Origin of the sequence: Variovorax humicola, assembly GCF_037889915.1 — a bacterium.
Taxonomy (GTDB): domain Bacteria; phylum Pseudomonadota; class Gammaproteobacteria; order Burkholderiales; family Burkholderiaceae_C; genus Variovorax; species Variovorax humicola.
The window spans coordinates 58,619-72,114 of the sequence record NZ_JBBKZV010000020.1 but is presented as its reverse complement, the minus strand read 5'-3'; the positions used below and the strand labels follow the sequence as shown (position 1 = coordinate 72,114).

The 13,496-nt window shown below is 65.1% G+C and carries 11 protein-coding genes and 1 pseudogene; 8 read left to right on the top strand and 4 right to left on the bottom strand.

From position 1 onward, the window contains the following. Positions 1-8: 8 nt before the first annotated feature. Genes pncB through WKW80_RS24970 form a run of 5 tightly spaced genes read left to right on the top strand, consistent with a single transcriptional unit; the run spans position 9 to position 6,500 of the window. On the top strand, positions 9-1,214 hold the full coding sequence (gene pncB / locus WKW80_RS24990) for a nicotinate phosphoribosyltransferase (protein ID WP_340366269.1): 1,206 nt from the start codon (positions 9-11) through the stop codon (positions 1,212-1,214). Further along, positions 1,211-2,623: a sodium:proton antiporter gene (locus tag WKW80_RS24985; RefSeq protein ID WP_340366268.1), complete on the top strand. Its 1,413-nt coding sequence runs from the start codon at positions 1,211-1,213 to the stop codon at positions 2,621-2,623. Before pncB ends, WKW80_RS24985 begins: the two co-directional genes overlap by 4 nt. 5 nt (positions 2,624-2,628) lie before the next feature. Continuing rightward, positions 2,629-3,615, top strand: a complete 987-nt coding sequence (locus tag WKW80_RS24980) for a 2-hydroxyacid dehydrogenase (RefSeq protein ID WP_340366267.1) — start codon at positions 2,629-2,631, stop codon at positions 3,613-3,615. A gap of 16 nt (positions 3,616-3,631) precedes the next feature. Then, complete coding sequence (locus WKW80_RS24975) at positions 3,632-5,266, top strand: DNA recombination protein RmuC (protein ID WP_340366266.1); 1,635 nt, start codon at positions 3,632-3,634, stop codon at positions 5,264-5,266. Positions 5,267-5,315: 49 nt separating this feature from the next. Next, positions 5,316-6,500, top strand: a complete 1,185-nt coding sequence (locus WKW80_RS24970; RefSeq protein ID WP_340366265.1) for an MFS transporter — start codon at positions 5,316-5,318, stop codon at positions 6,498-6,500. On the opposite strand, the gene WKW80_RS24965 is transcribed toward WKW80_RS24970, so the two are convergent. Both WKW80_RS24965 and WKW80_RS24960 read right to left on the bottom strand, forming a co-directional pair. Further along, a complete protein-coding gene (locus WKW80_RS24965; protein WP_340366264.1) occupies positions 6,488-7,351 on the bottom strand; it encodes an LOG family protein in 864 nt (287 codons plus the stop codon). The two genes, WKW80_RS24970 and WKW80_RS24965, sit on opposite strands and share 13 nt — an antisense overlap. Before the next feature lie 76 nt (positions 7,352-7,427). Continuing rightward, positions 7,428-7,895, bottom strand: a complete 468-nt coding sequence (locus tag WKW80_RS24960; RefSeq protein ID WP_340366263.1) for an Lrp/AsnC family transcriptional regulator — start codon at positions 7,893-7,895, stop codon at positions 7,428-7,430. 102 nt (positions 7,896-7,997) lie between these two features. Between WKW80_RS24960 and WKW80_RS24955 the strand changes: the two genes are divergently transcribed. From WKW80_RS24955 to WKW80_RS24945, 3 genes and pseudogenes are all read left to right on the top strand, one after another. Then, entirely contained in the window at positions 7,998-9,158 is a 1,161-nt protein-coding gene (locus tag WKW80_RS24955) for a M20 aminoacylase family protein (RefSeq protein WP_340366262.1), read from the top strand. Between the two features lie 8 nt (positions 9,159-9,166). Then, positions 9,167-10,330, top strand: a pseudogene (locus WKW80_RS24950) (diaminopropionate ammonia-lyase); the annotation flags it as partial. 15 nt (positions 10,331-10,345) lie between these two features. Beyond that, entirely contained in the window at positions 10,346-11,605 is a 1,260-nt protein-coding gene (locus WKW80_RS24945) for a Zn-dependent hydrolase (protein ID WP_422822960.1), read from the top strand. A 74-nt stretch (positions 11,606-11,679) separates the two neighbouring features. Here WKW80_RS24945 and efp read toward each other — a convergent pair whose 3' ends face one another. After that, entirely contained in the window at positions 11,680-12,234 is a 555-nt protein-coding gene (gene efp / locus WKW80_RS24940; RefSeq protein WP_340366261.1) for an elongation factor P, read from the bottom strand. Between the two features lie 138 nt (positions 12,235-12,372). Further along, a complete protein-coding gene (gene earP, locus WKW80_RS24935) occupies positions 12,373-13,473 on the bottom strand; it encodes an elongation factor P maturation arginine rhamnosyltransferase EarP (protein WP_340366260.1) in 1,101 nt (366 codons plus the stop codon). Between the last annotated feature and the right edge of the window lie 23 nt (positions 13,474-13,496).

Here is a 13,496-nt window from a genome sequence, read left to right as displayed (position 1 = left end):
TTGCACCAATGATCATCAACAGCCTGCTCGACACCGACCTCTACAAGTTCACGATGATGCAAGTGGTGCTGCATCACTTTCCAGGGGCGCGCGTGGAGTACCGCTTCAAGTGCCGCAACCCCGGCGTGAACCTCGCCCGGTTCGCCAACCAGATCCGCGAGGAGGTGCGGCATCTGTGTTCGCTGCAGTTCCATGAAGCCGAGTTGAACTACCTGCGCACGATGCGCTTCATCAAGAGCGACTTCGTCGATTTCCTCGGGCTGTTCCGCCTCAACGAAAAATACATCGACATCGCCGCCCAGCCCGACGGCCGCATCGAGATTCGCATCAAGGGGCCGTGGCTGCACACCATCCTGTTCGAGATACCGGTGCTGGCCATCGTCAACGAGGTCTACTTCCGCAATACACAGCCGGTGCCGGATTTGTCGCGGGGCCGCCGCCGCCTTGCCACCAAGATCGCGCAGTTGCAGGGCGAGGGCCTGAGCGACCTGAAGATCGCCGACTACGGCACCCGCCGCCGCTTCTCCAAGGCGTGGCATGAAGAGGTTCTTCGCACGCTCAGCAGCAAACTTGGCGCGGTGACCGTGCCGGCCCACATCGGCGAGCGCAGCCCGCAGCTTGCGGGGACCAGCAACGTGCTCTTCGCGATGAAGCTCGGCCTCATTCCGCTGGGCACCATGGCGCACGAATACCTGCAGGCCTGCCAGGCGCTGGGGCCGCGGCTGCGCGACAGCCAGGTGTTCGGCTTCGAGATGTGGGGGCGCGAGTACCGCGGCGACCTCGGCATCGCGCTGTCGGACGTGTACGGCATGAGCGCCTTCCTGCGCGACTTCGACCTGTTCTTCTGCAAGTTGTTCGACGGCTCGCGCCACGACAGCGGCGACCCGTTCCAGTGGGGCGAACGCATGCTGGCCCACTACGTGGCCAACCGGGTCGACCCGCGCACCAAGACGCTGATCTTCAGCGACGGACTCACGATGCCGCGCACCATCGAGCTCTACCAGCAGTTCCGCGGACGCTGCCAGTTGGCATTCGGCATCGGCACCAACCTCACCAATGATCTCGGCTACGAGCCGCTGCAGATCGTGATCAAGATGATCGCCTGCAACGACCAGCCGGTGGCGAAGCTATCCGACACGCCGTCCAAGAACATGTGCGAGGACGAGAAGTACCTGGCCTATCTGCGGCAAGTGTTCGAAATCGCAGGCGCATGAAGCTCCCGGCTCGTCCCGCCGCCACGCTCCTTTTCATTTCCCTGTTCCCGTCGCTGGCCGGTGCGGCAGAGTTCGACGCCGCCACGCTCTCGCCGATGTGGGGCCTGCCCTTTGCCGGCATCCTCCTGTCGATTGCCTTGATGCCACTGCTGGTGCCGGCGTTCTGGCACCAGCACTATGGAAAGGTGTCGGCTGCCTGGGCGCTGGCATTCCTGCTGCCATTCGCCGTAGTTCATGGGGCCCCGCTTGCGGGCGCGCAACTGCTGCACGCGCTGGTGGGCGAATACATCCCCTTCATTCTTCTGCTGGTTGCGCTATTCGCCGTGGCGGGCGGCATCCACATTCGCGGCAATCTGCATGGCGCGCCGGGCCTCAACACATCGATCCTGGCCATTGGTGCGGTGCTTGCCAGCCTCATGGGAACGACCGGCGCGTCGATGCTCCTGATCCGGCCGCTCATCCGCGCCAATGACAACCGCGTGCACAAGGTGCACGTGGTGGTGTTCTTCATCTTCATCGTGTCGAACATGGGCGGCTCGCTCACGCCGCTGGGCGATCCACCGCTGTTCCTGGGGTTCCTGAAGGGTGTCGACTTTTCGTGGACCCTGATGAACATCCTCCCCGACACGCTCTTCGTCGTCGGTGTGCTGCTTGTGCTGTTCTTCGTGGTCGACCGCCACTACTACCGCAAGGAAGGCGTGCTGCCCGTGGACCCGACGCCGGACACGCCCGGCATCGGCTTCGACGGTGCCCGCAACTTCTGGCTGCTGGCGGCCATCGTCGGGCTCGTGTTGCTGAGCGGCGTGTGGAAGTCGCCGGTGAGCTTCCACGTCCATGGCACCGAGGTCGGCTTGCCGGGCATCGTGCGCGATGTCGGGCTGGTGCTGGTCACGCTGCTGTCGCTCAGGATCACTTCGGACAAGGTGCATGCCGACAATCAATTCTCGTGGGGCCCGATGGCCGAGGTGGCCAAGCTTTTCGCGGGCATCTTCCTGACCATCATCCCGGTGATCGCGATGCTTCGTGCAGGTGAGCACGGCCCGTTCGGGGCGGTGGTGTCGGCCGTGACGCGTGCCGATGGCCAGCCCGATCCGGCCATGTATTTCTGGGCCACCGGCGTGCTGAGTTCGTTCCTTGACAACGCGCCGACCTACCTGGTGTTCTTCAACATCGCGGGCGGCGACGCGCAGTCGCTGATGACCACCCATGCCGATGCGCTGGCCGCGATCTCGGCCGGCGCCGTGTTCATGGGTGCCAACACCTACATCGGCAATGCGCCCAACATGATGGTCAAGGCCATCGCGGACGACCGCGGCGTGCGCATGCCCAGCTTCTTCGGCTTCATGGCCTGGTCGGTTGGCATCCTGACGCCGCTATTCATCCTCTCAACCCTCATCTTCTTCCGTTGAACATCATGAGCAAACCCAAAGTACTGGTCGCACGCGCCATCTTTCCCGAGACCATTGCGCGGCTCGAAGCGCATTTCGAGGTCGAGTCCAACCAGACCGATGCGGCCTGGTCGAAGGCCGATTTCATCGCGCGCATGCAAGGAAAGCAGGGCGTGTTCACCACCGGCACCGAGCGCATCGACGGCGAACTGCTGGACGCCTGCCCGGAGTTGAAGATCTGCGCCAACATGGCCGTGGGCTATAACAACTTCGACGTCGATGCGATGACCGCGCACGGTGTGCTCGGCACCAACGCGCCGGACGTGCTCACCGAAACCACGGCCGACTTCGGCTTTGCGCTGCTGATGGCGACGGCGCGCCGCATCGCCGAGAGCGAGCATTTCCTGCGCGCCGGCCAATGGACCAAGTGGGCCTACGACATGTTCTCCGGCTCCGACATCCACGGCAGCACGCTCGGCATCATCGGCATGGGCCGCATCGGGCAGGGTATCGCGAAGCGCGGCGCGCACGGCTTCGGCATGAAGGTGATCTATCACAACCGCTCGCGGCTCGATGCGTCGCAGGAGGCGGAGTGCAAGGCCAGCTACGTGAGCAAGGAAGAGCTGCTGAAGACCGCCGACCATGTCGTGCTGGTCGTGCCGTACAGCCCCGCATCGCACCACACCATCGGCGCGGCCGAGATCGCGCTGATGAAGCCGACGGCCACGCTCATCAACATCGCCCGTGGCGGCATCGTCGATGATGCGGCGCTGGCCGTGGCGCTGCGCGAAAGGCGCATCGCCGCCGCCGGCCTCGACGTGTTCGAAGGCGAGCCCAAGGTGCACCCGGACTTGCTGACCGTGTCGAACGTGGTGCTCACGCCGCACATCGCCAGCGCCACGGTGCCCACCCGCCGCGCCATGGCCGACCTCGCGACCGACAACCTCATCGGCTTTCTCACCCAAGGCAAGGCGCTGACGCCGGTCAACCCTGCGGTTCTCACCGCCAAGTAAGACAAGACCTCATTGAATGAACGACTGGAACGTATGGATGTTGCCGGCAGCGCTGGCGGCGGTGGCACTGCTGGTGGGAATGTTGGCGGGCTGGCTTTTCGGCGGAGCCTCGGCGCGGGGTACTGCGCAAGATGCGATGCGGCAGCAGGTGGAAGAGGCGAGGGCGCAGGCACTGCAGATGGCGAAGGCCGAGGCCGAAGGCAGCTTGCGTCCGCAGATCGCGGTGGCGCAGGAGCGTGCTCGCGGGCTGGAGCACGAGCGCGACGCGCTGCATGCCGAGTTGGGCGCCTTGCGCGCCCAGGCCGAAGAATGGCGGGATGCATTGGACAAGGTGCGCGACGAGCGCGCACAACTGGCCGAGCGGGCCGAACGCGTGCCGGTACTCGATGCGGAGTTGATCCGGGAGCGCCGTGCACATGATTCGGTTCGCAACGAAGCCAATGCGCTGCGCACGCAGGTCGCGGAGCTGACCACGCAGATGGAAGCGGATCGGCACGAGGCCGAAAAGGTGCAAGCGCTGCAACGTGAACAAGCCGAAGAAAAGCTGGCCTATCTCCATGAAGCGCGCGAAGCGCTGGCCAACCAGTTCAAGGCGCTGGCCAACGACATCCTGGAGGAGAAGAGCAAGCGTTTCGTGGAGCAGAACCAGACGAGCCTTGGTGCGCTGCTCGATCCGCTGAGGATGCGGCTGGCCGACTTCCAGGGACGGGTCGAACACTTCTACGACACCGAGGGCAAGCAGCGCTCCGCCCTGTCGCAGCAGGTGACGCAGCTGATGGAGCTCAACCAGTTGCTCGGCGCCGAGGCACGCAACCTCACGCAGGCGCTCAAGGGCTCGTCCAAGACGCAGGGCAATTGGGGCGAGTTGATCCTGGAGCGCGTGCTGGAAGCCTCGGGCCTGCGCCGTGGCATCGAATATCACGTGCAGCAGAGCCATACCCGCGAGGACGGCTCGCGCGCACAACCCGACGTGATCATCCACCTGCCGGAAGACCGCAAGCTCGTGGTCGATGCCAAGGTATCGCTGCTGGCCTACGAGGAGTGCGTCAGCGCGGATTCGGACGAGCAAAGGCATTCGGCGCAGCGCCGGCATCTGGCGTCCATCCGCACGCACATCGACGGGCTGTCGAGCAAGCGCTATGAGCAGCTCTACAGCCTGAAGTCGCTCGACTTCGTACTGATGTTCGTGCCGATCGAGCCCGCTTTCATGCTGGCCGTGTCAGCCGACGACCAGTTGTTCATGGACGCCTGGACGCGGAACGTGCTGCTGGTCAGCCCCTCCACGCTGCTGTTCGTGGTGCGCACCGTGGCGCACCTCTGGCGGCAGGAGCAGCAGAGCCGCAATGCACAGGACATCGCGAAGCGCGGCGCCGAGCTCTACGACAAGCTTGCGGCCTTTGTCGGCGATCTCGAGCGCGTCGGCAAGTCGCTCGACCAGGCGCAGGCCGCTTATGGCGAGGCGTTCAAGAAGTTCAAGAGCGGCAACGGCAACGCGATCCGCCAGGCAGAGATGCTGCGCGCGCTGGGCGTGAAACCGACCAAGTCCTTCAGCGCAGCCACCCTGGATGCGGCCATGCCTGACTCCGGCGTCGAAGCGCCGGAGCCCGGGCTGCCCTTGATCGGCCTCCCGGAAGACTCGCCGCCGAAATGAAAGCGATGCGGGGCGCCACGCGGGCGCGGAAGGTCGATGGGCATGGACGATGACGCCTGACCTGCTGCGCCTGATCGTCGCGCAAGTCTGCCTGCACGCTGCCATGACGGGTACGCGACTCGCCGCACCGCTGCTGGCCCTGAAGCAAGGCTACAGCCCGGCGACGGTGGGTGTGCTGTTGTCGTTGTTCGCGCTCACGCAGGTGTTTCTTGCGCTGCCGGCCGGTCGCTTTGCCGACCGCCATGGCCTGCGGTTGCCGCTGCTGATCGCGGTCGGCTCAGCCACGACGGGCGCCGCACTGGCCGCGATGTTCCCGGTGCTGCCGGTGCTCTGCCTCTCGGCCTTGCTGACCGGAGGCGCCACCGGCATTGCGCTGATCGCGCTGCAGCGGCACGTCGGCCGGGCCGCGACCAACCCGACGCAACTCAAGCAGGTGTTCAGCTGGCTCGCAATCTCGCCGGCCGCCGCCAATTTCGTCGGACCCTTCGCGGCCGGCATGTTGATCGACCATGCGGGAAGCACGCCCGGCGACCTCGTCGGCTTTCGTGCGTCGTTCGTGCTGCTGGCCGTCTTGCCGGTGGTCTGCTGGCTGCTGGCACGCGGCACGCCGGAACTGCCGATGACGCCTGCGCCGCCGGGCGCACCGAAGCCGCGCGCCTGGGATCTGTTGAGCGAGCCGATGTTCAGGCGCCTGCTGTTCGTGAACTGGCTGCAGTCGGCTTCATGGGATGTGCATACCTTCGTGCTGCCGCTTCTCGGCCATGAACGTGGCCTGAGCGCATCGGTGATCGGCTCGGTGCTCGGTGCATTCGCGGTGGCCGCGGCGGCCATCCGCGTGTTGCTGCCGATGGTCGCCTCGCACCTGAAGGAGCGCACCGTCATCTCCGCGTCGAACATCATCACCGCGCTGGTCTTCGCGGTGTACCCGTTGATGTCCACTGCGCTCGGCATGGGCGCCTGCTCGGTCGTGCTTGGCCTGGCGCTCGGCGCTGTGCAGCCGATGGTGATGAGCATGCTGCACCAGATCACGCCGCATGCGCGGCATGGCGAGGCGCTGGGCCTGCGGGTGATGACGCTCAATGCGTCGAGCGTCGCGATGCCGATGCTGTTCGGTGCTGCCGGTTCGCTGATCGGTATCGCCGGTGTGTTCTGGCTGGTGGGCGGCGTGGTGGCTGCGGGGACACGGGCGGTGTGGGGGCTGAAAGTGCCAGCCCGCGCCGGTCACAACTTGTAGAACCGCTTGATCGCGTCCCACGCATCCGCCGGCGCATCGACGTACTCGAACAGGTTCACGTCGCCGGGCGAGATCACGCCTTCGTCCACCATGAAGTCGAAGTTCACCAACTGCTTCCAGTAGTCGGAGCCGAACAGCACGATCGGCACTGGCTTCGACTTGCGGGTCTGCACCAGGGTGATGATCTCGAAGAGTTCATCCATCGTACCGAAGCCGCCGGGGAAGGCGACCAGCGCCTTTGCACGCATCATGAAGTGCATCTTGCGGATCGCGAAGTAGTGGAACTTGAAGCTCAACGCCGGCGTGACATAGGGGTTGGCCGCTTCCTCCATCGGCAGCGCGATGGCCAGGCCGACGTTGAGGCCGCCGCCCTCGTACGACCCGCGATTGGCCGCCTGCATGATGCCGGGGCCGCCGCCGGTGCAGATGAAGAGCTTGTCTTCCGGGTCCTTGTCGTTGCTGTATTCGGCCACGAGCTTGCCGAAGGCGCGGGCCTGCTCGTAGTAGTGCGAGCCGCGCGCGAGCTTGTGCAGGCGCTCGGCCAGGGGTGCATCGCCGGCCGCTTCGGCCTGGGCGATCAGGGCGCGCGATTCTTCCTCGCTGCGAAAGCGGGCGCTGCCGAACACCACCACCGTGTTCTCGATGCCATGCTTTCGCATCTCCAGGTCGGGCTTCATCAACTCCAGTTGCATGCGGATGCCGCGCGTTTCGCGGCGCAGCAGGAACTCCGGGTCGGCAAAGGCGATGCGCGAAGGATCGGGGTCGAGCGGCAGGCCGCTGTCGGCGTGGGTCTGCAGCGTGGCCCATGCATCGGCCAGGCGCTTGTCGTGAAGGTTGTGGGTCTTGTTCATGGCAGTGCAGCGGAGGAGAAGTGGTCTCGATTGTGCGTGTTGCAGGATGCGGGCCAGTTCGCATTGTGATGGCCGGCTATTGCCCGTCCAGCGGTATGCGTGTCTCGAACTTGGAGCAGTTCATGGCGAACGTGCTCTTGAAGTTGCGCACGTTGTTGTTCGACGAAAACACTTCGCGGGTGAACGCGTGGTAGCGCTCCATCGAGGCTGCGTTGACCAGCAGCAGGAAGTCGAATTCGCCAGAAACCTCGTAGCAGGCCATGACGTTGGCTTCCGCGCTCATGCGCTTCTCGAAGTTGCGCAACAAGGCGTCGTTCTGCTTGTCGAGCTCGACCGAGACGAACACGGTGAGCGGCCACCCGACCTTCAGTCGGTCGACGATCGCCACTTGCCTGAGCAGTACACCCGCAGCCTTGAGTTGGGCAATGCGGCGCTGGCATGTCGCCGCAGAGGCATTGACCTTGCCGGCCAACTCGCGCAGGGGCAGCGAGGCGTCCTGTTGCAGCTGATCGAGGATCTGCTTGTCGATGCGATCGAGGTTCATGCGGTGATCTGTTTCATCCGGCGCTCAAGGTCGAGTGAAACGAGTCAAGAATAAGGTGCAAATGGTAAATCCGCTCGGCGATCCGTTCCTAAGATCAAACTCATGAGCACCTTACATTTCGATCAGCAATTGATGCGCTGGCGCCATCACCTGCACCGCCATCCCGAGACCGGCTTCGAAGAAAAGCAGACCGCCGACTACTTGGCGAGCGTGCTCCAGGCGTTGGGACTCGAAGTGCATCGTGGCATCGGCGGAACGGGCGTCGTCGCCAACCTGAAGGTGGGCGCAGGTACCGGCACGATCGGTCTGCGGGCCGACATGGACGCGCTCGCCATTACCGAAGACGCTGGCGATCGAGCGCATGCTTCGCAGGCACCAGGGCGCATGCATGCGTGCGGCCATGACGGACACATGGCGATGGTGCTGGGCGCGGCGCAACTGCTGGCCGAGCGGCGCGATTTCAACGGCACGGTGCGCTTCATCTTTCAGCCGGCCGAGGAGCACGGCCGCGGGGCTCGAGCGATGATGGACGACGGGTTGTTCCGGCGCTTTCCAGTCGATGAGATCTATGGCGCGCACAACATGCCCGGCATGCCGGCCGGCCACTTCTCAACCCGCGCGGGCGGCATCATGGCCAGCGAAGACAACTTCGTGATCCGCATCACCGGTCGGGGTGGCCATGCGGCCCGTCCGCACATGGGTGTGGACCCGCTGGTGATCGGCGCGGAGATCGTGTTGGCGCTGCAGACCGTGGTGGCGCGCGCGGTCGACCCGGGCATGTCGGCCGTGGTGTCCTGCACCGAATTCATCACCGACGGCATCCGCAATGCCATTCCGACGCACGTGACGATCAAGGGCGACACCCGCAGCTACGCACCCGAAGTGCAGGCGCTGCTCGAAAAGCGCATGCGCGGGATCAGCATGGGCATCTGCCAAGCGCACGGGGCCGAGTGCAGCTTCGAATACACGCATGAGTTCGCGCCCACCGTGAATTGGCCCGAATGCGTGCCGACTGCAGTCGCTGCCGCCACCGCCATCGTCGGCGCCGACAAGGTGGATGCCAACGTGCGGCCGATGATGATCTCCGAAGATTTCGGCGCCTTCCTGCGGGAAGTGCCGGGCGCGTTCGTCTTCATCGGCAACGGCGACGCGGGCGAAGGCAGCCTGCCGTTGCACAACGCGCGCTACGACTTCAACGACAGCGTCCTGCCTGTGGGTGCACGCTATTTCGCGAAACTGGTGTGCATCCGCCTGCCGCGCTGAAAGACATCATGCTGATTGCCAACACGCGCGCCCACCGCGGCGCCTACGCGCCTGCGCTCGCGCAGGTCATGAACATGGCCAATGCCCGCGAGAGCCGCCGCTGGCTGTCGCATTGGCCGGGCCTCAACGCCGGTGTCACTCCGCTGCGAGCATTGCCGGGGCTGGCGCAGCGCCTGTCGATCGCGAAGCTCGACCTCAAGGACGAATCTGCGCGATCGCCGCTCGGCAGTTTCAAGGCGCTGGGCGCGCCGATCGCGCTGCTGCGGCTGGTACTGCGGCGCTGGCAAGATTGCGGATTCGCGCCTGCGGACCTGTTCGCCGGCCGTCATGCACAGGTATTGAAAGATTTCACCGTCATCAGCGCCACCGATGGCAACCATGGCCGAGCGCTGGCCGCTGCCGCGCAAAGCCTCGGCTGCCGCTGCGTGATCGTGCTGCATGCGCATGTGAGCCGGGAGCGCGAGGACGCCATTGCCGCTTTCGGCGCGGAGATCGTGCGTATTGCCGGCAACTACGACGCGTCGGTGCAGGAGGCCGCGCGCCTTGCCGGGACCAACGGCTGGCAGGTCGTGTCCGACACATCGTATGAGAGCTACGAAGACATCCCGCGGGACGTGATGCAGGGCTACGCGGCCATCGTCGACGAGTTGCTGGACCAGGCGCCTGCCGCCTGCCCGTGGACGCATGTAGTCCTGCAAGGTGGCGTCGGCGGGCTGGCGGCGGGCATCGTGAGCTATTTCTGCGAACGCCATAGCGCTGCGCGGCCCATCTTCGTCGTCGCGGAGCCCGAGCAGGCGGACTGTCTGATTCAAAGCGCTCGCCTGGGCCGGCCGGCACTCGCGACCGGCTCGGTCGACTCGGTGATGGCCGGGTTGGCCTGCGGCGAGACCTCGCCCCTCGCATGGCGCTTTCTCGAGCCGGCGGTCGACTTCTTCATGACGATTCCCGACGCCGCGGCGGTGGCTGCGATGCGCACGCTGGCGGATGGCGTGGCCGGTGACGTTCCCGTATTGAGCGGCGAATCCGGCGCAGCTGGCCTGGCCGCGCTGCAGTTGCTCGCCGACACGCCGGAACTGCGACTGCGCGTCGGACTGGATGGCACATCGCGCGTGCTGCTCATCAATACCGAAGGCGCGACCGCGCCGGCGATATACCAGCAACTCGCCGGCCGGCCAGCCGCCGAAGTCCTGGCGGCGCAGGCCGCCTGGCTCGCGCGCAACGACATCGACCCGAGCGCGTTGATGCAACGCATCGCTCGCCACGCGGAGGTCGGTGCCACCGGCGACGGCGGAGTCTGCCGCATCGCACTGACCGATGCCGACCGCGAGGGCCGCGATCTGCTGGTGCACTGGATGAAGGCGCTGGATCTCGACATCCGCATCGACCAGATCGGCAACATCTTCGGTATTCGCGCGGGCTTGCAGGCTGACGCCGCACCGGTGATGACGGGCTCGCACATCGACACTGTCGCGACCGGCGGGCGCTACGACGGCTGCTATGGCGTGATGGCGGGCCTGGAGGTTGTGCGCGTGCTGAATGCCCAAGGCATCCGGACCCTTCGCCCTGTCGCGGTGGCTGCTTTCACCAACGAAGAAGGCGTGCGCTTCATGCCCGACATGATGGGTTCGCTGGTGCATGCTGGCGGCTATCCGCTGCAACGGGCGCTGGAAACCGTTGGTACCGATGGCAGCGTGCTTGGCGAAGAACTCCGGCGCATCGGCTACGCGGGCGGGATGCCGTGCGGCGCGATCCTGCCGCATGCGTTCGTTGAACTGCACATCGAACAGGGTCCGGTACTTGAAGCGGAAGGCATCGCCATCGGCGCGGTGCAGGACCTGCAGGGCATTTCGTGGAGGGAGATCACCGTCAATGGCCAATCGAACCATGCAGGCACCACGCCGATGCACCTTCGCCGCGATGCAGGATATGCCGCGGCCGCCATCGCGGTGTTCGTGCGCGAACTGGCGCATCGCTTCGGCGGCAGCCAGGTGGCCACGGTCGGCTCGATTCGGCTGCACCCGAACCTGGTGAATGTGATCGCGTCGCAAGCCACCTTGACCGTCGATCTGCGCAACACGGACGAGTCCGCCTTGCAGCGTGCCGAGGCGGAATTGGCCGGATTTCTCCAGGCCCTGTCCATGCGCGAATCCGTTCAGATCGAAACGCGCTCACTGGCGCGCTTCGAACCGGTTCGATTCGACGATCGAATCGTTGGCCTGATCGAACAATCAGCGGCCCGAAGGGGCCTGTCGCACCGCCGCATGACCTCGGGTGCCGGCCACGACGCACAGATGATGGCGCGCATTTGTCCCGCGGCGATGGTCTTCGTGCCCAGCCAACAGGGCATCAGCCACAACCCGCGCGAGCACACCGAAACCGCTGATCTGGTGCAAGGCGCCAACGTATTGCTGGACGTGATGCGCAAACTTGCCGACGAAGCCTTGTAGTTGATACCGCGTGCCAATGAAAAAAGCGCCCGGAGGCGCTTTTCTGGCAGCGAAGTGCGGGATCCGGTGCGCGATCAGACGCGCTTGCGGTATTCGCCGGTACGCGTGTCGATTTCGATGCGGTCGCCTTGTGCCACGAACAGCGGCACGCCGACTTCGAAACCGGTCGAGATCTTTGCCGGCTTCATGACCTTGCCCGATGTGTCGCCCTTGACGGCGGGTTCGGTCCAGGTGATTTCGCGTTCGACGCTGGTCGGCAGTTCGACCGAGATCGCCTTGCCGTCGTAGAACACCACTTCGACCGGCATGCCGTCGTCGAGGTAGTTCAGCGCGTCGCCCATGTTCTCGGCTTCGACTTCGTACTGGTTGTATTCGGAGTCCATGCAGACGTACATCGGATCGGCGAAGTAGGAGTAGGTGCACTCCTTCTTGTCCAGCACGATCTGGTCGATCTTGTCGTCGGCCTTGAAGACCACTTCGGTGTTGAAGTTGGCGATCAGGCTCTTGAGTTTCATGCGCACGGTGGCGGAATTGCGGCCGCCGCGGCTGTATTCGGTCTTGAGGACGACCATCGGGTCCTTGCCGTGCATGATGACGTTGCCAGCGCGGATTTCTTGAGCGATTTTCATAACAGGTCTCTGGATGTTGGGCCGCTCGGAGCGACTACAGACGGACTGCCTGAAGCTGCATGTTTCCCGCGGCGGGTTCAGCGAAAATTCGAGCAAAACAGGCTCGCGCCCGGTCCGAATTTCGCAAAGCCCACAATTTTAGCTTTTTTGCGAAATCAGGCCGCGCAACTGTGTCACGAGATCGTTCTGTTGCAACAGCCGGTCGCGCCCGGCCTGCACGCTCGCGCTCCAATTGGCCAGCGTGAGGCGGTCGAGCGGCGGCAGGGCACCGGCCTCGAAGCCGTTCCAGACCATGTGGGCGTGCCGCAGCGCGGGCGGTGCGCCGAGCCAGTCGAGGAAGGCCAGCAACTTGACGTGGTGAGCATCGTCGTCCTGCGGATAAATCTGCCAGACCAGTGGCGCGCCAGCCCAGATGGCGCGGACAAATGAATCCTCGCCCCTGGCGAAGTTCAGGTCGCAGGCCCAGAGCAGGTGGTCGAAATCAGGCTGCGAGAGATGTGGCAAGTATGAAATTGATAGCGCGCCAAGGCCGGCCGGCAAGGCTTTCCGGGCTGCGGAGCCCGAAAGAAGCGCCTTCACCGCCAGCGCGGCGCGGCCGGGCGTGACCAGGAGCCGGGCCGGTTCGGCTCCCGCCGCCAGCCGGGCGAGAAGTTCAAGCAACGCCGGTGGTTCGTAGCAAAAGAGCGAGATCAGCAACTCGCCTCGCCATTCGATGCCTTGACCGCCCAGCCACGCCGCGCGGTCGAAGGCGGCCCGGCGTGCCATCAGGTCGGGCTCGCGAAGCAAGCCGCCGGTGGCGGCGGTAAATCCGGGGTAGAAAAACCTCTTGGACAGGCCCTCGCCGGGCCCACGAAACACCGGCGAGGGAAGCCAGTGCAATCGCTCGACATAGGGCTCGGCCGACAGGTATTCGAGGTTGATCCACCAGCGATGCGGCCGGTTTGCGGAAACCGGCTCGGCGAAGCGGGCAATCAATTCGGGCGCGGGGTCGCAGCCAAAGGCCTCGATCAGCACATCGGGGGCGGCCGCCGCCGCGGCTTCTTGCACGGCGTCGGGATCCCGCCAGTCGACCACGGGGACGCCTGCATGCCCCGTCGGCGCCATCCACGCCAGCGCCGCGCCGTCGTCCACCCACAGCCGAACGCCGTCGCCCTGCGTCGCCAATTGGCGGGCCAGCCGCCAGCACACGCCGAGGTCGCCATGGTTGTCGATGACTTTGCAGAAAATGTCCCAGCGCATCGCGGGTTACTCTACAGCCCCGA